The sequence below is a fragment of the Bacillus sp. N5-665 genome, from assembly GCF_022637375.2.
Classification (GTDB): Bacteria; Bacillota; Bacilli; order Bacillales; family Bacillaceae_G; genus Bacillus_A; species Bacillus_A wiedmannii.
The window spans coordinates 3,861,537-3,887,379 of the sequence record NZ_CP093325.1; the positions used below are offsets into that span (position 1 = coordinate 3,861,537).

Genomic DNA, 25,843 nt, shown 5'->3' on the forward strand with positions numbered 1-25,843 from the left:
AATTAATTTTAATATAGTTTAACATAAATCATTCACTTAAGTTAATTTTAATTTAATTTTTTTAAATATAATTTAACAATTAGTAAGGAGCCTTTCATTATGGAAAATATAGATATTGGTAAAAAGATTGAAAAGCAAAGAAAAGAAAAAGGTTTAACGAGTAAAGAACTAGCAACGATGGCAGGTATTACACCATCTATGTTAAGTCAAATTGAGCGTGGGTCTGCTAACCCTTCTATTCAAACATTAAAAGTACTCGCTAAAGCTCTTGATGTACCAACATTTAGCTTTTTACTGGAAGATACAAATACAGACGATTTAATTGTACGTTCTCATAAACGAAAAAAAATGATTATTGATAATTTATCATATGAATTGTTATCACCTGATTTCACAGGAAATTTAGCAACAGCAATTATGACTGTTCCGCCAAATACAGCTTCATCAGAAAATGTACTAGAACATAAAGGTGAAGAGTTAGCATACGTATTAGACGGGAAAATCACATTGTACTTAAACGAAGAAGAATACATATTAGAAACGGGTGATAGCGTAAAAATACCCGCTTATTTAAAACATAAATGGGTAAATCAATTTGAGAAAAATGCAATTGTTTTATTTTCTGTTACTCCGCCGATTTTTTAATACAAAATAAAAAAATAGCCACGCATGGACACACTCCATATGTGGCTACCTTTTTATTTTTTCGGCACGAACATAATCCCTAAACTAATAACAAAGAAGCTCATTATTTGCTGTGCTGATAAACCAAATAAAACCGAATTTTGTTCACTAACAAGCGAAATAATGATATGAGCAACCCCTTCAATAATTAGAAAAACGCTTATATTCTTTCCATTTCCGAGCCTTTCATTTTTCATCCATAACAAGCCGATTATACAAAGGGTAAGGATGATCTCGTATGCGAAAATAGGATGATATAAAAATTTAGATTCATATATTTTCACACCCCAAGGCAATGTCGTTTGTACACCTATTTTGTGGTTGAATAGAAAATAAAAAATAATACTCATACATAGTCCAATAGGTAATGCATCAAGTAAAATACGAAGCGAAAATTGTCCCTTTTTACTTTTCCAAACAATGTATATACTCGCAATTACACATCCTGCTATAATATGCTGCATACTTCCTACAGCTAATAGTGCCTGCAATGGCGACCTAAAAGCCCATACTGGATTTATAATTGCCGGTGCAAATTTCCATACAAATACGATGACAAGAAAAGCATTTGTTACTGCATCCATCATTTTTTCATATGGTACACTTTCGTTCTTCATCTTTTGTTTCATCAACATAAACCCAAATAGACTTCCAATTATAATAGATACAGGTTGTAACCTCACGATCCACTCCATCAATACAAAATCCCCTCTTTAACTCTCAATTAATTTCTTAAATTTCTCTTCTAATTGATCTGGAGGTAATACGCCTCGCACTTGCTCTACGATAATTCCATCTTTATTAACAAAAAATGTCGTTGGTAACGAAAATACTTTATAATCTAATCCAGCTACTCCGTCCATATCTAGTAAAACAGGAAACTTAAATCCGTGACGATCTGCAAATGCGCTCGCTTCTTGTACTGGATCTCCGATTGTCGCATTTACCGCAAAAATTTCAACATCCTTTTTATATTTGTCATACATATGAACTAAGTCAGGTGCCTCCATTTCACATGGACCACACCATGATGCCCAAAAATTAATAAGATATGGCTTTCCCTTTGCATCATTTAACGAATACAGCTTCCCGTCTAACCCTTTTAACGTTATGTTTGGCGCTTTAAATCCTACTTGTGGTAATACTTCTGTTTCTTGTAACTCCGCTTGTTTTGCTTTTCTTTCTTTTTCTTCTTTCTTTATATTATAAAAATTAACTCCGGCCCAAATTAGTGCCCCGACCAGTATAATCACAATTAGCTTCTTCACTTTTCTTCCTCCTCATTATTAAAAGCCTGTAAATCCACCGAATAGACGAATAAAGAATGCTGTAATTTTCGTCATTTGATTTGTATACAATAAAATTCCTGTTACAATCATCATTCCGCCACCAATTTTCATCATGACATTGGCATATGTAACGATCCATTTTACCTTCCCAATAAAGAATGCCATCACGAAAAACGGAACCGCAAACCCAAGGGTATACGCTGTAATATAAAGAAGTGCACCTTCAGGATTCGTCGCCCCAAGCATGAGTACAGCTGAAAATATCGGTCCAACACATGGCGTCCAACCCGCTGCATATGTCATACCGACTAAAATCGAGCGAATATATCCAGTCGATTTACTTCTATACTGTACCTTTTTCTCTGCCATAAGCCACTTAGGCTGAAACAAACCTGTCATAAACAGCCCCATCAAAACAATGAAAATCCCACCAATTTGTTGAATCAATTTTTGGTTAGATGAAAATGTTATTCCAATCCAGCTTACCGATAAGCCTAACGCATAAAATATAACCGAAAATCCGATCATAAAAAATACGGTATGTATGATCGCTGATTTTTGCATCATTCCACGATTTTCTTTTAAATCTTGAATAGACACACCTGTAATATACGATAAATAAGATGGATATAGCGGTAAAGAACATGGTGATATAAACGACAGTACCCCTGCCCCAGCTACAAGCCAAATTGTTAAATCTGCTGCATTCATTTTATTCCCCCTATAACACTACAATAAGTAGTGTTTATTCTTAAAAAAAGAGGCTATATGCACTCTCCGACAATAAGTACAATCGACATACAGAATAAACCTAATGTTACATATACCGAATTCGTATGCAACGGAATATTGAGCTTAACAAATTTTTCATTTAACACTTGCTCGATTCGTAAATTTATTGCTGTTTTTGCAAATGAAGCTGTCACACATCGATTTTCCATTGTCTTTATTTTAATTAATTTTAATAATGCACTACCTAACTCGAATTTAGATTTCATTTTTCGCATCGCATACTTATCCGCAGCTAGCTCCTGATACACATGATAGCGCTGCAATAGCCCTTTTAATATCGGGATGTATATCATTCCTTCTGCTAATAACGTAAAACAAAATAATTTTAACGGATCTCGATTATTTTGATGATATTCTTCATGAAAAATAATTGCATCCATTTCTTCATCTGAAAATGTTTGAAGCATCCCTTCTGACATGACAACTTTCGGACGAAATAACCCAATTGTAAATGCCGCAACTTCCGAGGTCGGCAATATATATATTTGTTTTCCTTTTCGAATGAAAGGGATAAGTAATTTTTGTAATTTTTTACTATAGAAAAATTGTCGCCAAATTCTTTTGCAAACTATGAGTACAGTAAGTAATAGTAATCCAGCAATTATAATACGAATGAGCGATAATTCTTTCATATGTTGTTCTAACTGGAACAAGCAAAACTTTGAAAGAAAGAACGCCTTATTTTGAAACAGAAATGGATATGTAACGTAATACACTAACATACTGAAAAAGAGGGTACTAACAATTACTGCTAACAATACGATTTTACGCATTTGCCATTTCATTTCATTGATCCTCTTTTTTTAACTGATTCAATTTGTCTTCTAATTTTTTTATTAAAGTCGGATCAGCCTGCTCTAACTCATCAAGTATATGATTTACAACTAAATCCCCAAATTCCCCCATCAATTCTTGTGTCATCTTCTTCGTTTGATTGGATAAGAATTCTTCTTTTGTTTGTACAGTACGATATATGCCACTTCTTTTCACAGTCTGTTTTTCTAAGTGGAATTTCTCTACTAACCTGTTCATAACTGTCATGACCGTATTAAAATTCACAGGTGATTCTTCACTTAATTTCTGCTGCACTTCTTTAATCGTAATACCCTCGGTAGACCAGACAATCTCCATAATTTTCGCTTCAAGCGGTCCAAAGAAATGATTTAACCCTTGCTCATTTAACTTATAGTTTTGAGTAAACATAGTATGGCTCCTTTCACACTACGAATTGTAGTATAAATTAAATGAAAGGTCAAACACGAATGATATGCACTAAAATTCACTACCTATAAATCAGTACCCCGTTCTATTCATCGTAAACCTAATTTCTCTCCAAATGTATCAAAGAGATACTGCTCTAATATTTGCACACTAAACTTCTCATTACGCCCAAGTGCAAATAATTCCCGATCCTTTGCTACGATAGTATCTAACGGAATAACGACATTATCCACTATTTTTGTAATTTCAATGATGTTACTTTTTACATTTACCTCTGTTTTAAATTCAACATTTTCTAATACGATATGTGAACGTCTTCCTGATGTGAAAAAAGTAAAATTAGGATTTTTAACAACGCCAATTTCAGCCTCTAACGCATATAAATAGTGAAAAATTATATCTCTATGTCCATCTTTTATTATTTTTTCATCCTTCTCATCATCTAAGTATTCTTTCACCTTCGCTGCAAACTCAAATCGAAAATCCACCTTTTTCACGCTCCCTTTTTGTATTTTTATATTAAATAAATATATTGAAATAATTTTACCATATTGTAATACAACTTCCTATTAAAAGTAAAAAACGATTTGTGAAATCTCTATTATTTCCGACTCCTTTTTAAAGTATAAACACTAATTCAATTTGAATTAATGCTTCGTTATATCCATTTAAACATATTGTTTCCATATTTTGAAACAATAGTATGAAGTATTATATATCGATAAAGTGAAACTTTAATCAATGGGGGATTTATTCATCCCCACTGATTATCAGCCCTCACCAATCAGGCTTTTACGGGCAACCCGCAAATAGCGGGGTAAATTGTTTCAAATTCATTTTTCTATATAGTTCTCACTACCTTTACTATTCCAATATACTTAAACTATATTTTCTACTTATTCATTACATGAGAGAAGGAATGTTACTCTCTTCTATCGAATTTTTATATAACAAAAATGATTAGGTGGTGCTTTACTATGAAATTAGCTGTCATTGGTGGCGGTGATTTACAAGATTCAAATCACTCGCCTATTAATGAGCGACTTATAGAATTAACAAATAAACAGTATCCAAAAGTATTATTCATTCCTACAGCTAGTCATGATGATGAAAGCTATATAAAGCTATTTTTAGACGCGTTCGAAAAACAATTACACTGTGAGGTACAAATTTTACGTACTATAGCTGATACACCTTCTAAATATGAAATAGACGAAATGATTCAGTCTGCTGATTTAATTTATCTCGGTGGCGGGAACTACATTCACATGCTTACACAATGGAAAGAACATAAACTAGATGAAAAATTATTATTTGCTTTGCAGCAAGGAACGCTCATTGCGGGGTATAGCGCCGGTGCTATGTGTTGGTTCACATCTAGTATCCGATCCGATTATGAAGGTTCTGGTTATATAGAGTGTAACGGTTGGGGGATTGTGAACAAAAGGTTTTGTCCACATTATAATCAATTAAATAGAATGAACGCCTTCCATTCCTTTTTACAAAATCATCAAGGTAATATAGAAGGAATTGCACTAGAGGATAATTGCGCTTTATATATTACAGAAGAATCTTTTGAAATTATCGGTGAACCTGAAAAAGCATGGGAGTTTTATATGAGTGATAACAAGCTCATTAGACAACATTTTGATATCACTTTAAAAAGCTATTTGTAAACCTACACTTACAAAAAATGTCCCTAAGTATAATAGCTTAGGGACATTTACATGATTTAACTCACTAGTCGTGTAATTCGTTTCTTCTGCCATGAAAGCTTATAATATGCATACTGTAATATTAAGCTGACAATAAATGCTGCTGGATACCCAATCCATATCCCTTCTATGCCAAGACTTGTATGGTAAGAAAGGTAATACGCTACGGGTACTTCAACAAGCCAAATTGATACTACGCCGATAACAGTTGGCCATAATACTGTACCACTTGCTCGCATTGTCGCACTAATAATTTGCGCATGCCCGAAAATTAAATAACTCCATAACGTAATCATAACGAGGCTATGAGCAATTTCAATTGTAGTTTGACTCGTTAAAAATAGTGATAGAATGTCTCTTGAGAACAAATAAATAAGAGATATTAGCACACCACCGATGACGTAGTTCATAATAATCCCGGCCTTCACAACTTTCTGCAGTCGATCGAATTGATTTGCACCAATTGATTGCGCTGCAAAAATAGAAACTGTAATACCAAGGCTAACTGCTGGCATTTGTACATAACTTGCAACCTGATTCACGACGCCATATGCCGCTGTTGCATCCGAACCGTAACGATTTACAAACGCGATTACCGCAATTTCAGATAATGAAACTAATATCATATTAATACTCGCTGGAATTCCGAGTCGTAGCAATAACTTTAATAACTCCCCATCCATGCGAAGATATTTCCTTACCGTACTATCTAATTGTAGTGGGTGATTTTTCTTCTTTAAATACACTAACATGACAATAAACGTAATAACTGTAGATATAACAGAAGCATAGGCTGCTCCATACACATCTAATTTCGGAGCTCCTAACCATCCGAAAATAAGAATCGGTAATAAGATCATATTTAGCGCTGTACTTACAATTAAAAAGTAAAATGGCGTTTTAGAATCTCCTGTACCCCTCATAAATGTTGTGTATGCGAAGTATAAAAATAATACTGGCATCGATATAAATAAAATACGCGCATAATGAACACTTATATCAATAATATTTTCTGGCGTTCCCATAAGGCGCATAATATCCATCGCAAAAATACTACCTATTATCGCCAACACAACTCCAATAATAAATGTAAATGTCAGTGTCGTACCAACGATCGCTTTTAAACGATCTTCGTTTTTAGCACCAAACGCCTGACCAATTAAAATCGAACTACCTGAACCAATACCAATTACAAATGAAACGAGTAAGAAAAATAGCGGGAAGAATGCTGAGATGGCTGCTAAATCATTCACTCCAAGCCATCTTCCTACTACTACCATACCGAATAATTGTCCAATCGATTGTAGTACATTACTTAATAGTAACGGTACTAAAAACATGGACATCGATTTCCAAATTGGTTTACTCTCACTTTCTAACTTATGTGACTCCGCACCTTCTTTATTGTTATCTGTAGGTGGTTTCAAATTTCATTTCTCCTTTTATTAAAAATCTGTTTTTTAACTTCTATCTCTTTGTATATTTGTTATAATAATATGCTTCTATGCATATTCTTTTCCCTATTATTATAACTTCACCCAATATTGACTTCCATCTGCTGTTCTATCTAAAAACCCATATTCGATTAAATATCTTCTTAAAGTTACAAAATCCGGATATACACTTTCTATGACAGTATTTACTTCTTTTTCAGTGTACTTTTTATTACTATCAAACTTCGTCACTAAATGGCGTAATATAATTAATTTACGCTTTTGCTTTTTCGGAAATTTAGAAAGCGGTCCATCTAATCCTTCTGTAAAGTGTGCTTTTAATACTTCATCATTTTCTTCTTCCGTAATATTGTAGCGATCATCTACCATCGTTGCGGTTCTATGAATGGGTACAAATTTCGTTTGTACTTTTGATTTTTCTTCTGATAGTTCCATTAACGCTAAAAACACTTTCGCTTGCTTCATTTTCTCTCGAAGTGTAAATCGATGATTTCGAATGGTCGAAGTACTTCCGCCATCCATCTCGCTTACAATCTCTTTATCATTAAGCCCCATATGAAAAAACTGAACCATTTTCTTTTGCAAATCAGTTAAACCAGTATACTTCTTATCAAGGTTTAATAAATAATCAAACATAGACGTATGTTCATTTTGCACATGCAATTGTACAAACTTCTCTGCTTCATACAAAACTTGATTATCTTGATAAATAACCCCCTTAATAAACGCTTCTCCACAAGCTAAACAAATATACTCCTCTGCTTCCGCTTCAAACACATACCCTTTCTTCAATTCCTTAACCGACGCATCCCAAAACTTCTCTGAAATATCACTCATACTAGACACTCCTCCAAAACGTTTATTTAAATACTAAACAAATCGCAATAAAGTTTATTATAACTTCACCATCTTAACATAACATAAATAAACATTCCAACGTTCCGTTTACCCATTTTATAAACTTTTATAAAAAAATCTATTAAACAAACTAAAAAAAGGACTTAAAACAACGAAAAGCGAATGTATTTAATAAATGAATTACGATAGGATGTGAAACAAAACATGACTATTCTGCACGACCCTTGGTTTACTGTTAAACAAATCGCTCGAAATACATATGCAATTAGTGAATATGGACATTGGGAGAAAGTACATTCCTTCTTACTTATAGGCGATACTGCTGCAATTCTTATCGATACTGGACTAGGTATCGATAATATGAAACGTATAACGGACCAACTAACAAACTTACCCATTACAGTTGTCACAACACACGTCCATTGGGATCATATCGGTAGCCACGCACAATATGAAGAAATCTATGTACATGCTTTAGAAGAAGATTGGCTCATTAACGGCATAAAAGGACTCCCTATTACTCAAATTAGGCACGACATCGCTCGTGACATTACTTTACCTACACCTAAAACATTTCAACCTGAAACATTCGAGCCATTCCAAGGGACACCAACAAAATTACTACAAGATGGAGATATGATTGATATTGGAAATAGGAAAATTCAAATTATACATACCCCAGGTCACTCACCAGGACATATTTGCCTATACGATTATGAAACTGCGTTTTTATTCACAGGAGATTTACTTTATGAAGGCACAATTTTTGCGTTTTATCCAACGACTAATCCTGTAGACTTCGTCCAGTCTCTACACAAAATTACAAATTTCTCACCTATTAATCAAATTTACGGTTCACATCATACTCTTGGTCTCCCGCCTACTATACTGAAAGAAGTAAAATACGCTATTCAATATTTGAGCGATAACAACCTCATTCAACACGGCACTGGTACTCACTCATTCCAAAACTTCAGCATTCAATTTTAACTACAAAAAAGGTATTTCCGTATACGGAAATACCTTTTACCCATTATATATTCTATTTACAACCTCGACTAAAGCTTTACTTACCTGTACGAATATATGCTTTCGGTTTCCATCCTCAACAAATTTATTAGCACAACTACCCATAATCATCATACAACTAATTATGACTAATGCTAACTTTCTATTTTTGCAAGTCACTTTATACCTCTCCACTATTGCAAAATTCCATTTAAATTTATCCCATCAGAAAATTTTACATGAATAATAAAACGTGTGAATATGCAATTTTGCATATTCACACGTTTTATTACGATGTTGTGATTTAATTTAGTTAGAGTACACGTATACCGAGGTGACTAACTTGAATTTTAAAGCGAAAAAGAATCCATTTCACGTCATTTTTATTACATTATTTATCATTATGTTTTTCGTTCCGCTATTCTTCCAAAATAAAAATTCTATTTTTTTCACTCTCATGATGCTGTTAAATATCGTGAATCTTTCTTCATTCTATTTCTCTCACTACAACGTAACGGAATCCTCTCTTGTTGTAAAACATGGTTTCATACTGCGTACTGAAATTCCATTTGAAGATATTCGCCACATTACATACTCTGGCAAAACACTTCGCTCTGAAAAGTGGACTAGGCAGCAATTAGAAATCCATTACAATTTATTTGATTCTGTGACAGCTTTCGTACCACAAGAAGAAGAAAAGTTCATTTCACTCTTAAAAGACAACTGTCCACAGATGAAAGTATTGAATATGCCTGCTAACAAATAATATATTTTGGTACTTGCAGTAATACAAATGGAAGACTTAAAAATAAATATCAAAAAAGCCAAGATTCTAAACATAGAATGAACTGCACCTCCAATTGTTAGACCGTGTCTAACAATTGGGGTGCAGTTCAAAGAACCTTGGCTTTTTTATTACTCTTTCGGAGCAATCATTTTTTTCGGATCGACAATTTCATCAAATTGTTCTTCTGTTAGTAGTCCAGATTGCAGTGCTGCTTCTTTTAGCGTTAACCCATCTTTATGAGCATGCTTCGCAATTTTCGCTGCATTTTCATATCCGATATGCGGGTTTAATGCTGTAACAAGCATTAATGAACGATTCACATTCTCTTTAATTACTTCTTCATCTGCTTCAATACCAACTGCACAATTATCATTAAATGAAACAATTGCATCTGCTAATAAGTGAGCGGATTGTAAGAAGTTATATGCAATAACAGGTTTAAATACGTTTAACTCAAAATTACCTTGACTCGCAGCAAATCCGATTGTTGCGTCATTTCCCATCACTTGCGCAACAACCATCGTTAACGCTTCACTTTGCGTTGGATTTACTTTACCTGGCATAATAGAGCTTCCTGGCTCATTTGCCGGAATAATAATTTCTCCTAGACCACTACGTGGACCACTTGCCAGCCAGCGCACATCGTTAGCAATCTTCATTAAATCAGCTGCTAATGCTTTTAATGCACCATGCGTATATACAGCTTCATCATGGCTCGTTAATGCGTGGAATTTATTTGGTGCAGAAATAAATTGCTTACCTGTAAATTGGCTAATTTCCTCTGACACCATCTCACCGAATTTTGGATGAGCATTAATACCTGTTCCAACTGCAGTACCACCAATCGCAAGCTCTTTCATATATGTATTGCTCTCAGCAATCATACGCTCTGTTTTTTCAAGCATACGGTGCCATCCGCTAATTTCTTGTCCTAATGTTAACGGTGTTGCATCTTGTAAGTGTGTACGACCAATTTTTATAATATGTTCAAATGCAGTTACTTTTTCTGCAAACGTTTCTTTTAATTTCGTAATTGCTGGTAATACGTGATTTTCTACTGCGATTACACATGCTACATGAAGTGCTGTTGGAAATGTATCATTTGAACTTTGAGACATGTTCACATCATCATTCGGATGAATATGTACGTCAGATCCCTTCTCCTTCAAAATTTGATTCCCTCGATTTGCAATTACTTCATTTACATTCATGTTTGACTGTGTACCACTACCCGTTTGCCATACGACAAGTGGAAAATGTTCATTCCATTTCCCTGCAATCACTTCGTCAGCTGCTGCCACAATTGCTTCTGCTTTTTCTTCTGATAGCTTTCCTAATTTTTGATTACTAAGTGCTGCACTCTTCTTTAATATGGCAAATGCTTTTACAATTTCAAGCGGCATTTGCTCTGTTCCAATCGGGAAGTTTTCTTTACTACGTTGCGTTTGTGCTGCCCATAATTTATCAGCCGGAACTTTTATTTCTCCTATTGTATCTCTTTCAATTCTGTACTCCATTTTTTCATCCCCTTGAAAATAAAATACCTACATTTCTCATTTTAACAGACTTTCACCCAAATGATAAGAATTCTCACTCGTATATAAAAAAAAATACCTCCTGCCATCGCAGAAGGTATTTTTTTATGATGCTTGCTTTCCTTTTTCAACGTCATCTACATACCAAATGAATTTGCCTGTATATCCGTAAATAACTGCTAAAATTAACGATACGAAGCTTAACCACATAAATGGAACGTATGAGAACGTTGCTACACCTAAAATACCAGCCATAAAAATACCATTATCCGACCACGGAACCATACCAGAAGTTAACGTTCCACCAACTTCTGAGTTACGCGCTAATACACGTCGATCTATTTTTAATTTATCATAGCTATCTTCCATAATTTTCGGTGTTAAAATTAGTGATACGTACATCGCACAACCAAATATATTAGCTAAGAATGCCACGATTAATGTAGACAATGTTACATTGCCTGCAGAATTTAATTTCTTCTCAAATTTAGATACAATCACTTTTAAAACACCTAGTTTTTCAAGTAATCCACCAAATCCTAAACCGAAAATAATAACGGCCACTGAGCCAAGCATACCGTTAATTCCACCACGGTTTAATAACTTGTCAACAAACTCAACACCAGATTGAATTGAAAATCCGTTATACGCTGTTCCAATCGCCTCTCCAAAGTTCATTCCTTGGAAAAGAGCTGCCCAAATTGCACCAATTAAAGCTCCCATTGCAATTGTCGGCATAGACGGTTTCTTCATCGCTAATAGAACAATAACAATGACCGCCGGAACAAGCATCCATATTTTAATATCAAATTGCTTTAATAAAGCTTCTTTTAAAAACTCTACTCGATTCAAATCTACATTATCGCCGCCATATATCCAACCAGCTACAGTAAACATAATGCTAGTAATAATATAAGCCGGAACATCTAATACGAGCATAGCTCGAACGTGAGCAATAACGTCTACTTTCGCCATAGAAGCTGCAAGAACTGTACTATCAGAAAGTGGTGATAATTTGTCGCCGAAATAAGCTCCTGAAAGAACTGCACCCGCAACCAGCGGAAGTGGTAATCCAAGTCCCTCACCAATCGCCATCATAGCAATACCCGCTGTTCCTACTGTTCCCCATGATGTTCCTGTTGCGATAGAAGTAATCGAACAAATGATTAATGTTGCTAATAGGAATATGCTAGGGTGAATAAATTCTAATCCATAATAGATTAATGTTGGTACTACGCCACCAGCAATCCATGTTCCAATTAAAGCACCTACTGCAACTAAAATCAGTATTGCTTCTAATCCGTTAGAAATTCCTTTCGTAATTGCATCTTGCAATTCTTGATAACGAAATCCTAATCTTAATCCAAGCGCAATTACTAAAAACCATGAAATAAATAGCGCTAATTGAATTGGGAGATCAAAAATCGTTTGGAAGGAAAAGACAACAGCAAGAAATAGTAATAAAAGAACTATGATTTCTAGCATCGATGGTAATCTTACACTTTTCATTTTTTCTCTCCTTACAAGTCGATAACATGACGTGTGTCGTCTTACATGTATGTAATATACAATTAGCGAAGACAAAACAAAATTTTCATATTATTTCGATTTATTTTTCCAGTATAATATAACACCTTTTCTATTGTAAAAGTAGATGTTACTTTTCGCAATGGAAAATATAAAAAATGTTACATTTTTATATAGAACAATCCATAAATAACTTTTTTAATATTTGCCATAACAAATTTTTTACTATTATCCTCACCTTTTAAGGACTACCATTTTTCCCCACAAAAAAGCACACATCATTAAAATGATGCATGCTCCACTTTTATTTATACATATTTTGTATTTCTTCTTTATTTTTAAGTATTTCCACAAACTTATCACTACAACCTTTCGGAAATAACACTCCGAGCCCATATGAATGCTCAAACTGAAAATGAGGGTACTTCGCTTTGACCTCATCCCAAAATTTATACACGCCGAAATTTCGATCTTTCACCTCAATATCGTGAAATAACACGATACCGTTATTCGCAAGTTTCGGTAACCATGTTTTATAATCATGAGAAACTGCTTCATACGTATGATAGCCATCAATATGCAACAAATTTATCGTTCCATCTTGAAACTGATCCACAGCCTCATCAAAAGTAGACCGAATTAAATTCCCTATTTGAGGATAACTCGTGCTCACGAATTTACTCACTATTTGAAAAACACCTTCTCCATATGGACCTGTGTGCTCATCTCCTGCCCAAGTATCTACAGCAAAGCATTTTGTAGATACTCCTCCATCTTTTACCCCTTGGCAAAAACTAAAAAAAGAAGCTCCTAAATGTGTACCTAACTCAACTAATATTTCTGGTTTTTCAAATCTTACTAAATCATAAGCGAAGTTTAAATGTCCCACCCACGCAGAGTTCATTCGAATATATGGACTATATTGATCAAATTCAAATGTTGGTTTATAAGTAACCCAGCTCATCACATTTCTCCTTCTACACATATTTTTAACAAACCAAATTACTCTTATCTTTATTTTTTTATCCTCTTGATTATGATTTAATTTTATAATTTTATCTCGCTTTATTTCACCTACTCACTTGTATCGTAAACATAACTGGAACTACTAAAATCCCCACCTTCTAACACAGAAATTTCAGTTTATTTTTTATTCAATTCGTGATATATTGCATATTGTATCCAAAACGAATTTTTAGAAAAGGAGAATTAAAACTATATGGATCCAAATCGTTTAAAAGGAATCATTATGGTTGTAATTGGTGCTTGTTTATGGGGCTTGTCCGGGACAGCTGCACAACAACTTTTTCAATATGAAAATGTTTCTACTGAATGGTTAGTTACAATTCGTTTGCTTATATCTGGCGTTATATTGCTCATGATTTCATCATTCGGAACGAGAAAAAAAGAAATATTCGGCATATGGAAACAAAGATCTGATGCTACTAAAATGATATTGTTTGGCCTATTCGGTATGCTTGCCGTACAGTACACGTACTTCGCTTCTATTAAAGAAGGGAACGCTGCCGTCGCAACATTATTGCAATATTTAGCTCCTATATTTATTACTGTATACTTACTTTTCAAATGGAACGTTCAGCCATCAAAAATTGATTTCATTTCCATTACCCTTTCATTAGTAGGCACTTTTCTCTTACTAACAAACGGGTCTGTTCATAACTTAGCTGTTTCTACACCGGCTATTATTTGGGGTATTTTATCTGGGTTATCTCTTGCTTTTTATAGTTTATATTCCAAGACATTACTAGAAAGATGGTCTTCCTCTGTTATCGTTGGATGGGGCATGATTATTGGGGGTATTGGCGTTACGATTCTACACTTTATTTCTACAAACGAATTCATTTTATTATCGACTATGAAATATGTAAAACTAAGTACCCTACCGCTCATCACATTTGTCGTCATTTTCGGGACACTGATTGCATTTTATTTATACTTAGACAGCATACGATACCTGACTCCGAAAGAAACGACATTATTCGGTTGTACTGAACCACTCGCAGCTATTATTTCTTCTGTACTTATATTACACGTACCCTTTCAATCTTTTCAGTTATTAGGTGCTTTTTGTGTCATTGTAATGGTGCTCATCTTAAGCCAAAAACCGGATGAAGGGAAACAGGAATTAAATTTTGTTCATGAGAAAAAAGAAAATATACAATGAAAGGATTGAATTCACTATGCCTATCCCTCAAAATTATAAAAAACAAGGAAGAGTTTCGGCAAAATCACTCGTTTTAAATCAACTACAAGATTGGATTATTGAAGGTGTACTGCAGCCTGATGAAAAAATTAATGATGGGGAATTGGCTGAAGCACTAGGAGTAAGCAGAACACCTGTAAGAGAGGCACTTCAAATATTAGAGCTTTCTGGATTAGTGGAAATGGTACCTGGACAAAAAACAAAAATTTCTCCTATTAAGTTAGACGACATTCCTATCATTTATGAAACGATGGCTGGTCTTCACTCTATTATAGGAAAGCAAGCTCTTCAAAACATTACAGACGCTGATTTGAAACTACTTTCTGAAATAAATGCTGATTTTCAGCGCTCTATAGAGAAGAAAAACGCAAAACAAGCTTTAAAACTAGATATACAATTTCACAATACAATTTCTTCTATTGCTAAAAACCAATATATTGAACCCTTTCTAGAAAATATGCAACTTCATGTTCTACGCCTTGAATATTTGTTTTTCCAAAACTTTGTTCCGGCAAGTCAATCTATTGAAGAACATCACTCTATCATTCAAGCATTGCAAAAGCAGGACGAAAAACAAATGGAACAAATGATGTCTCAAAACTGGCTCCGTCCAATGAAAGAAATATCAAAAATAATTTCTACGAAATAATAATAGAGCTGGTTACACAAAATCGTAACCAGCTCACCTTTTACTAATCTATATAGCTATGCCTGAATATCTGCATAATCTTCCATATCTTCGTACTCTTTTTCCAATTCTTCTAAAGACAGCTCGTATAATTGTCGGTCGCGAATCTTAAACACACCTGCTCCAATTAACTCATCAATTAAATGCCTCTTACGATTTTCAACAGCAAAACGGAGTTGACTACTCATCTTTTAAAAAACTCCTTTCTACGATCATTGAAAATGATAATCTTTATCAATTACCACTCTAGATTATAAAAGATGACTCTTTATAAGTAAAGTAATTTCATGAAATATTTACCTTACAAAGTATTTGTGGCCACATTATATATATGTATGTCACGCGAAAAATGTTATGACACTTTTTCTAATCCTTTTTCTTTCATACTTTGCAAGTTGTCTCACTATGATTAAATTCACCATCTATTTCTACTTGAATAGTGACATGTTCTACATGAAACTTCTCCTTTAATACATCCGTAGCCTCTTTTAATACATTTTGCGTTTCATCACCTTTAATAATCAAATGGCAAGTTAATACTTGAAAATCAGATGTGACAGACCATATGTGCAAATCATGAACTTCTTTTACAACCGTAATATTTAATAATGTACTTTTTACCTCTTCAACATTTATGTGCTGCGGTGCACCTTCCATTAATATATGGACGGTATCACGTGTTACACGCCATCCGCTAATAATGACTAAAATAGACACAAGAATACTAGCAATCGCATCAGCAACAGTCCATCCGAAAAATTTAATACATAGCGCTGCAATAATCGCTCCGACTGATCCTAATAGATCGCCTAATACGTGTAGGAAAGCACTTCTTAAATTCAAGTTACCCTTCACATCTCCGCCTCTCATTAATATCCAAGCTGATAAAATATTAATAAGCAGACCAAGTACAGCAATAATGAGCATCCCATTACTAGCAATCTCAACTGGTTCTTTAAAACGGCGAATTGCTTCAATAAAAATGTATACTGAAATGACAATAAGAACGACACCGTTACATAATGCCGCTAACATTTCGACTCTCTTATACCCGTATGTTTTCGCAGCTGTTGCTGTTTTTTCTCCAAGCTTAAACGCAAGTAAACTTAACGCTAAGGATACTGCATCACTTAACATATGCCCCGCGTCAGATAGTAGTGCTAAACTATTTGTTACAAATCCCCCAATCACTTCAGCAATCATAAAACTTGTCGTTAATACGAAAGCAATTAGTAACGCCTTTTTATTGTTAGAATGACCGTGATCATGTGAATGTCCCATACAAATGCTCCTTTAAGTGCAATATCTGTATGTTAGTATGAAACAAACTCCCCCTCTTTATCCCCCATTAACTGCCCATAAACGTCCGCTTCCTCTACCTACACACTTCGCTATTTTTCAAACAAGTCCTTTTTCTCAACAAAAAATAAGACTACTTCTTTTTCAGCTTCATATTACTTACTAATGAAAGAATTTTTAAGGAGGTTACTAAAATGAAACGTTTATTTCTCTGTATGGAGCGAGAACTTGTTGTAGTGAAAGAACAATATGGTCACTTTGAAACAGCGTATCACTTACAAAATATGCAACCTACCTGTATCGCTGTTGATCCATTTCAAAAGAATCGTGTATACTGCGGAACATTTGGACGAGGTTTATGGTTAAGCGACGATGGCGGGGATTCGTGGAAACCAATTGGAGATTCATATCGTTACTTTGATTTCCCTAAAGAAGATGGGATTTTACACTCTTCGATAACTTCCATTACGATAAGTCCTAATGAACAAGTTAACGGCTATGGCGTCGTTTATGTCGGCACAGAACCGAGCGCTTTATTCCGTTCGGAAAATGGTGGTGAAACGTGGACTGAACTTAAAAATATGAAATCATTATTATCTTCTTACACGTGGGCTTTTCCGCCTAGACCTTTCACCCATCATGTACGCTGGATTACAGTTGATCCAAACAATCCAAATACAATCCATGTTTCAATTGAAGCTGGTGCTGTTATTCAAAGTAATGATAGAGGGCATACATGGATTGATAAAAAATTCGGTGCTCCTATCGACGCTCATCAATTACTTATGCACCCTGAAGCTCCAAATCGCCTTTATGCATCATGTGGTGACGGATTTATGGGCGGACCTGATCGCGCATACCTTGAAAGTTATAACAATGGAAACAGCTGGATCTCATGCAGTGAAGGACTTGAACATCATTATTTATACAGCATGGCTATCGATCCGGCCGATTGCGATACGATTCTCGTTTCTGCCGCACCAAGTGCTGACCTGGCTCATCACCGTATTCCTTATGAATCTTATATTTATCGTAAAACGAAAGATACTCCGTTCCAGCAATTGCAGCAAGGTCTACCATCTGCAATTGGTACAGTCATTTCAATGTTTGCGACAAATCCAGCAGAACCACATACATTTTACACTTTAAATAACAACGGCATGTTTCAATCCAATGATAGCGGCGAATCATGGGAACAACTAAATATTCCGTGGAAAGATGAGTATAAAAAGCAGCATCCGCATGCATTACTCGTAACTAGTTTTTAACGGAAAAGAGACTGCCTAATGTTTTTAGGCAGTCTCTCTTTTATTTCTTTAAATCAATTACGATATCATCTAGAACAATATCTTTACTCTTCTCTTCTTTTTTCGGCACTTCAATTTTCTTCTCTTTTCCATTCACATATTCCACTCCACCATGATTTTCAGGTGTATGAACTCGCAAGTGCACGTGAGGTGTAACGATAAGCTTTGTTGCATTTTCGTTTAGTTTTTGGAATGTGGCACTCCATCGAATATTGTAAGGATCGTTGCCACTTCCCCCATTTCCTTCACCCGAATAATCATTCCCTAGATCATCCTTAACCGTCAATTCAACATCTACACTATCCCATTCTTTCCTCGCACCCTTAGAAACTTCTTGATTGTAATAAAGAATAAATGAAACCGGCGACATTGCGACCTTTTCCATATTTGCTTTTATACCTTCTTTTTCCGAACTTCCACCAATTGTTCTCTCTTTACTATCCATTGATTTTACAGTTAATGCGAAATTCCAATTACCTTGTATTGATTTTTTCCTATCTGGCATCTCTATTCCCTCTATATTCCATCTAAAGTTTACTTTGTCCTTTTTATTAATATCATGGTGCGTCGTTGTTACCATACCTACATACTTTTTTTCAGTAACTTTAGTCATTTTCCCACTTCCTGAACTACCATGAGCGTCCATTATATCCAATCCGCCTAATATAATAGGATCATCCCCTAAGTCTTGCTCACTTTCCAGTGAATACGTTATAGATAATGTTCTGCCATCAGAAATTACATCATTAATTGTAACCTTAACCCCATTACTCTCTCTCGTCATATTCAATTCAGTCGAAAACTCTTTATAATTTTCATATAACCCTGTTCTACCATTATCTAAAAATCGGAATATGTCACCTACAATTGGCAATCCCCCGGCATATGTAGGAAACCCGATACCAAGCGTTGCAACTGATAACCCTACTAAAATAGATGCAGCAGCGACACCCTTTTTCCAACTTTTCATCTTTTTCTTCGTACGTATCGATTGTTTTACATTACGTTTCACTTTTTCTTTTTCAATTTCAGAAGCCTCAATTTCCTCAAGTTCATTTTCATCTATATCAATATCATTTAATAGTTCATAAATGTCTTTCATATTGCACTACCTCCAAAACTAATTTTCGTAGCATTTTGTTGTAGTTTCTTTTTTCCCCGGTACACCCGGTTATCTATGGCTGCTCGGGTTAATCCTAATTTCTCTCCGATTTCCTCTGTCTTCATACCGAGAAGATATTTCATAATGAATACTTTTTGATCTAACGGTTCTAATTGGTTAAGAAGCTGCATTAATTCTTCCCTATCTTCCATAACGATTAATTCGTCTTCCGCTGACTTTTCCGTACTGATATGAAACTCATCTGAAATAATTTCTACTTTATTAGTCGCTTTTCGGTAATAATCAATTGCTTTAAACTTTGCAATCGCTGCAATCCATTTTTTAAAATCATTCGGCTCTCCATGAAACTTATTTGCGTTATTCCAAATGGAAAGAAAAATATCATTTATACATTCTTCTATTAATCCATCATTTTGAACCGGAAGAAGAACTTTGTGCGTAATCCCCTTTATGAGTGGTAAGTATGTATCGACAACAAATTCTAGCGCATCTTCTTTTTGCCGTTGTAATCTTTTTATAAAATTTTTCTCATTTGATTTCATGTAGCGATTCCCCTTATTTTTTTGTAAAAGCTTTTACACCCTATATAACGTCTTACAAAATATTTTCTCTCATCTTTTTTATTTTTTGTATGTAATGGAATACTTTCCCTTAGCTATTGTCTCACATAACTATGCGTTCAAAGAAAATTTTCTCAAGTCTGCAATTTAATTCATGTAGTACACTATTTATGTAGTGACTTTTTAACTTGATGTACATTTTATTTCATTAATCTACTTTTCAACATTTTAAACTAGGAGATGAGATGTGTATGTGTGGAATTACAGGCTGGGTAAATTGGAGTAAGGATCTTTCCAATGAACATGTTATTTTAGAAAAGATGGCAAATAGTATTCAGCATCGTGGTCCTGATGCTGAAGGATTTTGGTTTTCACCACGTGCGGCCTTTGCACACCGGCGTTTAATTGTAATTGATCCAGAAGGCGGGACACAGCCGAAGACATTTCGTTCTGGTGATTATACGTATGCTCTTACTTATAATGGAGAAATTTATAATTTCCGTGAACTGAGAGAGCAACTTCGAAAATGTGGTCATGCATTTGAAACGCATTCAGATACAGAAGTGTTACTACATGCTTATTTAGAATGGAAAGAAGATTGCGTACAACATTTAAACGGAATTTTCGCTTTCGCCTTATGGGATGATCAGAAGCAACAGTTGTTTTTAGCACGTGATCATTTAGGCGTAAAGCCACTCTTTTATACTGAAAGAAATGACAGCATTATTTTCGGATCTGAAATTAAAGCATTATTAGCTCATCCATCTGTTCCTGCTGAAATTGATGCGAATGGCATAAACGAAATATTTGGATTAGGCTTATTTCGAACTCCAGGATGTGGCGTCTTTAAACATATTCAAGAAGTTCGTGCTGGACATTCTATAACGTTTACACGTGATAAAAAAGTAGTTAAGAAGTATTGGAATTTAGAAAGTAAAGTTCATACAGACTGTACTGAAGATACATCATCACATATTTTATCTATTTTACAAGATACAGTAAAAAGACAATTAATTGCCGATGTTCCTCTCGTCTGCATGTTATCGGGCGGGTTAGATTCTAGCGGTATTACTGCACTAGCGGGGAAAGAATTTGCCACTGAAAATAAAACACTTCATACGTATTCCGTTGACTTTGTAAATAGCGCAAAAGATTTCGAGCTGACATTTGCTCGCACTGGTTTAGACGCTCCTTGGGTAAAACGCGTTTCTGAACATGTAGGGACATCGCATCATGATATTATTGTGAATGCTGAAGAATTAGCAAATCACTTATTCGTCCCTCTCCGTGCAAAAGATTTACCGAGTGCTGGCGAAATGGAAACTTCACTATATTTACTATTTTGCGAAATGAAAAAAGATGCAACTGTAGCTTTATCCGGAGAATCTGCTGATGAAGTATTCGGCGGGTATCCTTGGTTTCATCAAGAAGAATTACTATATGTCGATAAATTTCCTTGGCTAACAAATTGGAAAAACACTTCCCCTCTTCTACTAAATGAAGTAAATAACCAATGCAACTTAGAAAACTATATTGATACACGATTCCAAGAAGCGATACTTGAAGTACCTACTCTTGAAGGTGAAAGTAAAAAATCCGCGAAACAACGTCAAATGTTTTATTTATTTTTAACGAGATTTCTCCCATTCTTACTTGATCGTAAAGACCGTATGAGTATGGCTGTAGGCTTTGAAGTTCGTGTACCGTTTTGCGATTATAGATTAGTTGAATATTTATGGAACGTTCCTTTCAATATAAAAAGCATTGATAATATTGAAAAAGGCATTTTACGTAGAGCACTGCAACCTGCTTTACCTGACGATGTACGCAATAGAAGAAAAAGTGCTTATCCAACTTCACAAGATCCACATTATTTACAAACAATCCGTCATTTATCACTCGACATGTGCAGTAATAAAAACAATCCTATCTTCTCACTTATTAATCATTCCACATTACTTGCCATTGCCGATCAAAGTAATAAAGAAATTAACAATTTTGAAGCAAGAAGTGCTATGGAATATATGCTACAAGTAAATGAATGGTTGAAAACGTATCATATTCATATTGCTTAACAAAAAGGAGTTCAAGGATAAAAACCTTGAACTCCTTTTATATTAATTAGCGCATCGTTTATTTTCAGTGTCAATAGACCACCCAATAATAGTGGCACAATCTCTACCTTTCCACTGCAGTACATTTGTTAATACTGGCTCAATCTGTAAGCAACTTCCGTCGTGCAATATTTCTACTAAAGATTGATCATCATCAAATTTTCGTTTATCACACTCTAAAATACCGTCCGTTGCCATTACAATGTGATTCATTCCTTTTTCTAATCCTCTGACACCTGATGTAAAGCAAGGTGTATTTGCAGCAAAAATATTTTTCCTACCAATATATTCGTAATTCTTCCGTTTATTTAACCGCCCTTTACCATTCTTCGTTTTTTCAGAATGGAATAAATATGCGAAGCAATCACCAACTGATAGCCAATATAAAAATTCGCCTTTTCGCAAACAAATTAAGCATGCAAGTTCCTCATCATCTTGATCACATTTTTCAATAAACAGTTCATCTGTAAATAAAGCTAATAAGTACATATGCGTATGATGAAAAGCTAAATGTATCGGGTAAGAAAATAACTCTTTTAGTTTCTCTTTTCTTTCTGAAATTGCTTCTATTATATAATCGATATTTTTTGTTTTGTGGTGTGTATCAAAAATCATAACAAATTCAAATTGTAATTCAGGATCCCACCAAGCAAGCACCGCATCTCCTCTTTCATATGCATCACTTTCTTGATTTCCCCCATATACGCCGACTGAAAGAGGACCACATTTTTCAACATGTATTTCATCTACATACATCTGTTCATGACTCATCCATTTGAATGTATTCACAGCTATCATCCTCTCTCTTGCTAAATGTATACCTTTACACATAGATTACCTTATATTTCAATAAAAATAAACTTTTTCAACATTTTTTATCCAAATAAAAGGATTTTATTTCTTCGTTCACGAATATATCTTACTATACGATATAAAAATAGGGGGATTTATCATTATGAAAGACATCAATCAACATTGGGAAAGTATTTATTATCACTTACGATATGAATATGAAGACAACCTTTCCCACCAAGCCATTCGTATTTTACAAATCGTTTCTCGTGAGAAAGATATAACAATTGGAAAAGTCGCTATTGAGCTTAGTCTCTCTCATAACACAGCGTCTGAACACGTAAAGCGCCTTATTCAAAAAGGATTTATCATGAAAGAAAGAAATAAACAAGATGAAAGGGTCGTAAACCTTACTTTAACGAAAGACGGCATTGAAGTATTAGAAAAGCATACTTTACTAGATAAAGAAAAGATAAAAATATTAGAATCACAGTTATCAAAAGAAGAACAACAATTAATTGAAAAAGCCTTTTCGTTATTAGCTAAGGAGGCAAAATATGCATTTCCTCGTTAAAGTAATCGTTTCGGCACTTATTATCGGCGTTATTACTGAAGTCGCCAAACATTATAGTACGATAGGCGGCTTTATTGCTGCTCTACCTCTTGTAAGTTTACTAAGCCTATTTTGGATTTCTTTCGAAGGCGGGAACAAACAAGAATTAAGTCAATTTGCTATAGGTGTATTATATGGATTTCCTGCATCTGCACTACTATTATTTATCGTCTATATTGGTCTAAAAAACTCCTTTTCACTTAGTACATCTGTCCTGTTTGGTATAGGTGTTTGGTGTATCGTTTTTGCTTGTCAAAAATTATTTCAAGCTTAGTTAGGAGGGTTTACTATTTATAAATTTGTAGAGGTATTGGGGCAAACAATAGAAGTATATATAAAAGGAAGTAGTAAACAAACGGTAGTTATTCAAACCGGAATGGGTTGCTCATTTTATGATTGGCTCCCTATTATAGAAAAACTTTCACAACATTTTACAGTCATTTCATACCATCGCCCAGGTTACGGAAAAAGTGAACTAGGAAATTATTCGCGTACTACAAGACAAGCGACAAACGAACTTCATATGTTACTACATGAACTTGCTATTCACGAGCCTATCATTTTAATCGGTCATTCCTATGGAGGCTTATGTGCACAACATTTTGCGATGTTACATGAAGATAAGCTGCAAGCACTTATTTTAGTTGATTCTACTTCTATGAACTTACACCGATTAGATGAACTGCATTTACCAATTTCTGATCAAACGGATTCGGATGATATGTGGCTTCAAAAATATATTACATACTCCAAAATGGATATAGATATGCTTTATAATGAACTAAAACCTATACTCGTTGATCAATCAAGACAGTACATTGAATTTTCTACCTCTCCTCTATTATATAAAGCGACAGCTTCTGAACTATGTGCGTGGAAAAATTGTGCTCGCTTAATAAAAGAGTTATATAAAACATTAGAAACACCTTTAATCGTTATTGGTAGGGACCCTCAATATTCTATTACTCAGTTGACTGAGGATGGCATGCCAAAAGAGGAAGCGACACAACTTGAATCAATGTGGCAAGAACTGATTCATGAACAATTACAACTCTCAATAAATAGCCAATATATACTTGCCGAACATGCTTGTCACGGAATTGAAAATGATCGACCAGATATTATTATTGAAGCTGTTCAATCTGTATAAATAAAAAAAGGAAGCAACTAAAGCTGCTTCCTTACTTATCTATTCATAATCTTCTTCATCATCGATTTCTTCGTAATACGAATTCCCATTACTTACATATATAGGGCCATTCGCAACGTCAATACGTAATACCCATGCCCATGGCACAGCTAAACGCTTATGTATTGATCGCCAAAAGCTCATTGATTTTCTTTCGTACTCCTGGAACTCCTGAAGTAACTCTTTGTAGGAGGAACCGTCTAACTGAATATTTGCTTCTAGCAAACGAGAATGGGCATAGTACTGCAGCTCTAGTTCAGCAGCAATTTCCATTTCTTCTTCCGTTGCCATACCAATAATTGCTCCATCTGCTGGTACAATTTCAAATACGTTCTGAACTTCAATAAGCCCTTCTTTCTCTTTCTCAAACATGTAAACAGCCTCCTTTAACACATATTTTTTATGTTACAAAGTCATACTTCTACAATAACTTCTCCCTTTCCTCTTTTTTTGATAAACTTTTACAAATTATTTATCTGATAATCTGTAGACTGTATTCTTTCAGCAGAACTGAAACAATTATTATCAAAAGTTAATTTATACACGTCAGGCATATGAAGGGTTTTCCAAAACTGAAAATCATATTTCGAATCAAAATAATTCATTAGTAATACCATAATATTCCCATGAGTACCTATTACAATATTCTTACCTTTATATTTTTTTAATATACTTTGCATACATATTACAGCACGTCTTTGCGCTACATCATTTGATTCTCCGCCTTCGTATGCAAAAGTCCAGTCTTCCCATACCTTCTGAAGAGCATCATTAAAATCCTGTACTGGTTCTTTACTTAATAGCCTTTCCCGTAAATCTTCTTCCAGTTGTATTGATAAATTATATGTATTCGCAATTCCTTGCACAGTTTGCATTGCCCTTTTGTACGGACTAGAAATCACAACATCAATATGTTTATCTTTTAATAAGCGTGTTACATGCTGCGTATCTAACAAACCTTTTTCAGATAAAGGCCTTTCCCGTTCTTCTTTTGTATATGTAGAGTGGGCATGGCGAACGAAATATATTGTGGTCATTTTTCAACTTCCCTTCTTATTTTCAAT

29 protein-coding genes are annotated in these 25,843 nt (G+C 34.6%); 11 read left to right on the forward strand and 18 right to left on the reverse strand.

The window, feature by feature from the left end; all coding sequences use genetic code 11:
- Window positions 1–99: 99 nt before the first annotated feature.
- A complete protein-coding gene (locus tag MNO09_RS22295) occupies window positions 100–645 on the forward strand; it encodes a helix-turn-helix domain-containing protein (protein WP_000427658.1) in 546 nt (181 codons plus the stop codon).
- 53 nt (window positions 646–698) lie between these two features.
- Here the strand turns inward: MNO09_RS22295 and MNO09_RS22300 are convergent, their stop codons facing one another.
- The 6 genes from MNO09_RS22300 to MNO09_RS22325 form a co-directional block, all read right to left on the reverse strand.
- On the reverse strand, window positions 699–1,379 hold the full coding sequence (locus tag MNO09_RS22300) for a prolipoprotein diacylglyceryl transferase family protein (protein WP_000454854.1): 681 nt from the start codon (window positions 1,377–1,379) through the stop codon (window positions 699–701).
- An 18-nt stretch (window positions 1,380–1,397) separates the two neighbouring features.
- Window positions 1,398–1,952, reverse strand: coding sequence for a TlpA family protein disulfide reductase (locus MNO09_RS22305; RefSeq protein ID WP_088107022.1), 555 nt, complete (start codon window positions 1,950–1,952; stop codon window positions 1,398–1,400).
- Between the two features lie 18 nt (window positions 1,953–1,970).
- The gene (gene ccdA / locus MNO09_RS22310) at window positions 1,971–2,684 is read right to left on the reverse strand and encodes a cytochrome c-type biogenesis protein CcdA (protein WP_000990448.1); all 714 of its coding nucleotides are present in this window, start codon (window positions 2,682–2,684) and stop codon (window positions 1,971–1,973) included.
- Between the two features lie 53 nt (window positions 2,685–2,737).
- Window positions 2,738–3,550: a M56 family metallopeptidase gene (locus MNO09_RS22315; RefSeq protein ID WP_088107021.1), complete on the reverse strand. Its 813-nt coding sequence runs from the start codon at window positions 3,548–3,550 to the stop codon at window positions 2,738–2,740.
- A 1-nt stretch (window position 3,551) separates the two neighbouring features.
- Window positions 3,552–3,968 carry a BlaI/MecI/CopY family transcriptional regulator gene (locus tag MNO09_RS22320; RefSeq protein WP_088107020.1) on the reverse strand — a complete coding sequence of 139 codons (417 nt, stop codon included), beginning with the start codon at window positions 3,966–3,968 and terminating at the stop codon, window positions 3,552–3,554.
- A gap of 107 nt (window positions 3,969–4,075) precedes the next feature.
- The gene (locus tag MNO09_RS22325) at window positions 4,076–4,474 is read right to left on the reverse strand and encodes a DUF3942 family protein (RefSeq protein WP_140399217.1); all 399 of its coding nucleotides are present in this window, start codon (window positions 4,472–4,474) and stop codon (window positions 4,076–4,078) included.
- 489 nt (window positions 4,475–4,963) lie between these two features.
- On the opposite strand from MNO09_RS22325, the gene MNO09_RS22330 reads away from it, so the two are divergent.
- On the forward strand, window positions 4,964–5,662 hold the full coding sequence (locus tag MNO09_RS22330) for a peptidase E (RefSeq protein ID WP_088107018.1): 699 nt from the start codon (window positions 4,964–4,966) through the stop codon (window positions 5,660–5,662).
- 56 nt (window positions 5,663–5,718) lie between these two features.
- Here the strand turns inward: MNO09_RS22330 and MNO09_RS22335 are convergent, their stop codons facing one another.
- Window positions 5,719–7,128: an MATE family efflux transporter gene (locus tag MNO09_RS22335; protein WP_000804150.1), complete on the reverse strand. Its 1,410-nt coding sequence runs from the start codon at window positions 7,126–7,128 to the stop codon at window positions 5,719–5,721.
- A gap of 99 nt (window positions 7,129–7,227) precedes the next feature.
- The gene (locus MNO09_RS22340) at window positions 7,228–7,992 is read right to left on the reverse strand and encodes a DUF2087 domain-containing protein (RefSeq protein ID WP_001280302.1); all 765 of its coding nucleotides are present in this window, start codon (window positions 7,990–7,992) and stop codon (window positions 7,228–7,230) included.
- A 225-nt stretch (window positions 7,993–8,217) separates the two neighbouring features.
- Here MNO09_RS22340 and MNO09_RS22345 point away from each other — a divergent pair, with 225 nt between their 5' ends.
- Window positions 8,218–9,003, forward strand: coding sequence for an MBL fold metallo-hydrolase (locus MNO09_RS22345; protein ID WP_088107017.1), 786 nt, complete (start codon window positions 8,218–8,220; stop codon window positions 9,001–9,003).
- Between the two features lie 361 nt (window positions 9,004–9,364).
- Window positions 9,365–9,787, forward strand: a complete 423-nt coding sequence (locus MNO09_RS22350; protein WP_088107016.1) for a PH domain-containing protein — start codon at window positions 9,365–9,367, stop codon at window positions 9,785–9,787.
- Between the two features lie 149 nt (window positions 9,788–9,936).
- Here MNO09_RS22350 and fumC read toward each other — a convergent pair whose 3' ends face one another.
- The 3 genes from fumC to MNO09_RS22365 all read right to left on the reverse strand — a co-directional run bounded on the left by fumC (window position 9,937) and on the right by MNO09_RS22365 (window position 13,834).
- Entirely contained in the window at window positions 9,937–11,325 is a 1,389-nt protein-coding gene (gene fumC / locus MNO09_RS22355; RefSeq protein WP_088057819.1) for a class II fumarate hydratase, read from the reverse strand.
- A gap of 123 nt (window positions 11,326–11,448) precedes the next feature.
- Window positions 11,449–12,852 (reverse strand): Na+/H+ antiporter NhaC, encoded by a 1,404-nt coding sequence (gene nhaC / locus MNO09_RS22360; RefSeq protein ID WP_088107015.1) that lies wholly within the window; start codon window positions 12,850–12,852, stop codon window positions 11,449–11,451.
- 322 nt (window positions 12,853–13,174) lie between these two features.
- Complete coding sequence (locus tag MNO09_RS22365; RefSeq protein ID WP_000119207.1) at window positions 13,175–13,834, reverse strand: class I SAM-dependent methyltransferase; 660 nt, start codon at window positions 13,832–13,834, stop codon at window positions 13,175–13,177.
- Between the two features lie 255 nt (window positions 13,835–14,089).
- Here MNO09_RS22365 and MNO09_RS22370 point away from each other — a divergent pair, with 255 nt between their 5' ends.
- Together MNO09_RS22370 and MNO09_RS22375 are read left to right on the forward strand one after the other, a co-directional pair.
- Window positions 14,090–15,055: a DMT family transporter gene (locus MNO09_RS22370; protein ID WP_000371450.1), complete on the forward strand. Its 966-nt coding sequence runs from the start codon at window positions 14,090–14,092 to the stop codon at window positions 15,053–15,055.
- A 16-nt stretch (window positions 15,056–15,071) separates the two neighbouring features.
- Entirely contained in the window at window positions 15,072–15,743 is a 672-nt protein-coding gene (locus tag MNO09_RS22375; RefSeq protein WP_002096738.1) for a GntR family transcriptional regulator, read from the forward strand.
- 56 nt (window positions 15,744–15,799) lie between these two features.
- Here the strand turns inward: MNO09_RS22375 and fbpA are convergent, their stop codons facing one another.
- A complete protein-coding gene (gene fbpA / locus MNO09_RS22380; protein ID WP_000098301.1) occupies window positions 15,800–15,970 on the reverse strand; it encodes a Fur-regulated basic protein FbpA in 171 nt (56 codons plus the stop codon).
- A gap of 193 nt (window positions 15,971–16,163) precedes the next feature.
- Window positions 16,164–17,063 carry a cation diffusion facilitator family transporter gene (locus MNO09_RS22385; protein WP_000510057.1) on the reverse strand — a complete coding sequence of 300 codons (900 nt, stop codon included), beginning with the start codon at window positions 17,061–17,063 and terminating at the stop codon, window positions 16,164–16,166.
- Between the two features lie 212 nt (window positions 17,064–17,275).
- On the opposite strand from MNO09_RS22385, the gene MNO09_RS22390 reads away from it, so the two are divergent.
- The gene (locus MNO09_RS22390; RefSeq protein ID WP_000825327.1) at window positions 17,276–18,349 is read left to right on the forward strand and encodes a WD40/YVTN/BNR-like repeat-containing protein; all 1,074 of its coding nucleotides are present in this window, start codon (window positions 17,276–17,278) and stop codon (window positions 18,347–18,349) included.
- 40 nt (window positions 18,350–18,389) lie between these two features.
- Here MNO09_RS22390 and MNO09_RS22395 read toward each other — a convergent pair whose 3' ends face one another.
- Together MNO09_RS22395 and MNO09_RS22400 are read right to left on the reverse strand one after the other, a co-directional pair.
- On the reverse strand, window positions 18,390–19,490 hold the full coding sequence (locus MNO09_RS22395; RefSeq protein ID WP_000653173.1) for a DUF4179 domain-containing protein: 1,101 nt from the start codon (window positions 19,488–19,490) through the stop codon (window positions 18,390–18,392).
- On the reverse strand, window positions 19,487–20,053 hold the full coding sequence (locus MNO09_RS22400) for a sigma-70 family RNA polymerase sigma factor (RefSeq protein WP_000840017.1): 567 nt from the start codon (window positions 20,051–20,053) through the stop codon (window positions 19,487–19,489). Before MNO09_RS22400 ends, MNO09_RS22395 begins: the two co-directional genes overlap by 4 nt.
- A 269-nt stretch (window positions 20,054–20,322) precedes the next feature.
- Here MNO09_RS22400 and asnB point away from each other — a divergent pair, with 269 nt between their 5' ends.
- Window positions 20,323–22,146 carry an asparagine synthase (glutamine-hydrolyzing) gene (asnB, locus tag MNO09_RS22405; RefSeq protein ID WP_000334038.1) on the forward strand — a complete coding sequence of 608 codons (1,824 nt, stop codon included), beginning with the start codon at window positions 20,323–20,325 and terminating at the stop codon, window positions 22,144–22,146.
- Between the two features lie 42 nt (window positions 22,147–22,188).
- Here asnB and MNO09_RS22410 read toward each other — a convergent pair whose 3' ends face one another.
- Window positions 22,189–23,016 (reverse strand): PP2C family serine/threonine-protein phosphatase, encoded by an 828-nt coding sequence (locus MNO09_RS22410; protein WP_002096740.1) that lies wholly within the window; start codon window positions 23,014–23,016, stop codon window positions 22,189–22,191.
- Between the two features lie 124 nt (window positions 23,017–23,140).
- On the opposite strand from MNO09_RS22410, the gene MNO09_RS22415 reads away from it, so the two are divergent.
- Genes MNO09_RS22415 through MNO09_RS22425 form a run of 3 tightly spaced genes read left to right on the forward strand, consistent with a single transcriptional unit; the run spans window position 23,141 to window position 24,740 of the window.
- Window positions 23,141–23,551, forward strand: coding sequence for a MarR family winged helix-turn-helix transcriptional regulator (locus tag MNO09_RS22415; protein WP_000651927.1), 411 nt, complete (start codon window positions 23,141–23,143; stop codon window positions 23,549–23,551).
- Window positions 23,535–23,864, forward strand: a complete 330-nt coding sequence (locus MNO09_RS22420) for a DUF3147 family protein (protein WP_000545632.1) — start codon at window positions 23,535–23,537, stop codon at window positions 23,862–23,864. Before MNO09_RS22415 ends, MNO09_RS22420 begins: the two co-directional genes overlap by 17 nt.
- Window positions 23,865–23,900: 36 nt before the next feature.
- Complete coding sequence (locus tag MNO09_RS22425; RefSeq protein ID WP_070168654.1) at window positions 23,901–24,740, forward strand: alpha/beta fold hydrolase; 840 nt, start codon at window positions 23,901–23,903, stop codon at window positions 24,738–24,740.
- 39 nt (window positions 24,741–24,779) lie between these two features.
- Here MNO09_RS22425 and MNO09_RS22430 read toward each other — a convergent pair whose 3' ends face one another.
- Complete coding sequence (locus MNO09_RS22430; RefSeq protein WP_000461778.1) at window positions 24,780–25,151, reverse strand: hypothetical protein; 372 nt, start codon at window positions 25,149–25,151, stop codon at window positions 24,780–24,782.
- An 89-nt stretch (window positions 25,152–25,240) separates the two neighbouring features.
- Window positions 25,241–25,816, reverse strand: coding sequence for a histidine phosphatase family protein (locus MNO09_RS22435; RefSeq protein WP_000208291.1), 576 nt, complete (start codon window positions 25,814–25,816; stop codon window positions 25,241–25,243).
- Window positions 25,817–25,843 lie beyond the last annotated feature (27 nt).

Coding starts and splice junctions, on each gene's coding strand:
- MNO09_RS22345 (WP_088107017.1), top strand. CDS start 8,218: ATGACTATTCTGCACGACCCTTGGTTTACTGTTAAACAAATCGCTCGA.
- asnB (WP_000334038.1), top strand. CDS start 20,323: ATGTGTGGAATTACAGGCTGGGTAAATTGGAGTAAGGATCTTTCCAAT.
- MNO09_RS22385 (WP_000510057.1), bottom strand. CDS start 17,063: ATGGGACATTCACATGATCACGGTCATTCTAACAATAAAAAGGCGTTA.
- MNO09_RS22430 (WP_000461778.1), bottom strand. CDS start 25,151: ATGTTTGAGAAAGAGAAAGAAGGGCTTATTGAAGTTCAGAACGTATTT.
- fumC (WP_088057819.1), bottom strand. CDS start 11,325: ATGGAGTACAGAATTGAAAGAGATACAATAGGAGAAATAAAAGTTCCG.
- MNO09_RS22420 (WP_000545632.1), top strand. CDS start 23,535: ATGCATTTCCTCGTTAAAGTAATCGTTTCGGCACTTATTATCGGCGTT.
- MNO09_RS22400 (WP_000840017.1), bottom strand. CDS start 20,053: ATGAAATCAAATGAGAAAAATTTTATAAAAAGATTACAACGGCAAAAA.
- MNO09_RS22330 (WP_088107018.1), top strand. CDS start 4,964: ATGAAATTAGCTGTCATTGGTGGCGGTGATTTACAAGATTCAAATCAC.
- MNO09_RS22415 (WP_000651927.1), top strand. CDS start 23,141: ATGAAAGACATCAATCAACATTGGGAAAGTATTTATTATCACTTACGA.
- nhaC (WP_088107015.1), bottom strand. CDS start 12,852: ATGAAAAGTGTAAGATTACCATCGATGCTAGAAATCATAGTTCTTTTA.
- fbpA (WP_000098301.1), bottom strand. CDS start 15,970: ATGAGTAGTCAACTCCGTTTTGCTGTTGAAAATCGTAAGAGGCATTTA.
- MNO09_RS22295 (WP_000427658.1), top strand. CDS start 100: ATGGAAAATATAGATATTGGTAAAAAGATTGAAAAGCAAAGAAAAGAA.
- MNO09_RS22370 (WP_000371450.1), top strand. CDS start 14,090: ATGGATCCAAATCGTTTAAAAGGAATCATTATGGTTGTAATTGGTGCT.
- MNO09_RS22395 (WP_000653173.1), bottom strand. CDS start 19,490: ATGAAAGACATTTATGAACTATTAAATGATATTGATATAGATGAAAAT.
- MNO09_RS22315 (WP_088107021.1), bottom strand. CDS start 3,550: ATGAAATGGCAAATGCGTAAAATCGTATTGTTAGCAGTAATTGTTAGT.
- MNO09_RS22390 (WP_000825327.1), top strand. CDS start 17,276: ATGAAACGTTTATTTCTCTGTATGGAGCGAGAACTTGTTGTAGTGAAA.
- MNO09_RS22320 (WP_088107020.1), bottom strand. CDS start 3,968: ATGTTTACTCAAAACTATAAGTTAAATGAGCAAGGGTTAAATCATTTC.
- MNO09_RS22410 (WP_002096740.1), bottom strand. CDS start 23,016: ATGTGTAAAGGTATACATTTAGCAAGAGAGAGGATGATAGCTGTGAAT.
- MNO09_RS22300 (WP_000454854.1), bottom strand. CDS start 1,379: ATGGAGTGGATCGTGAGGTTACAACCTGTATCTATTATAATTGGAAGT.
- ccdA (WP_000990448.1), bottom strand. CDS start 2,684: ATGAATGCAGCAGATTTAACAATTTGGCTTGTAGCTGGGGCAGGGGTA.
- MNO09_RS22365 (WP_000119207.1), bottom strand. CDS start 13,834: ATGAGCTGGGTTACTTATAAACCAACATTTGAATTTGATCAATATAGT.
- MNO09_RS22375 (WP_002096738.1), top strand. CDS start 15,072: ATGCCTATCCCTCAAAATTATAAAAAACAAGGAAGAGTTTCGGCAAAA.
- MNO09_RS22435 (WP_000208291.1), bottom strand. CDS start 25,816: ATGACCACAATATATTTCGTTCGCCATGCCCACTCTACATATACAAAA.
- MNO09_RS22340 (WP_001280302.1), bottom strand. CDS start 7,992: ATGAGTGATATTTCAGAGAAGTTTTGGGATGCGTCGGTTAAGGAATTG.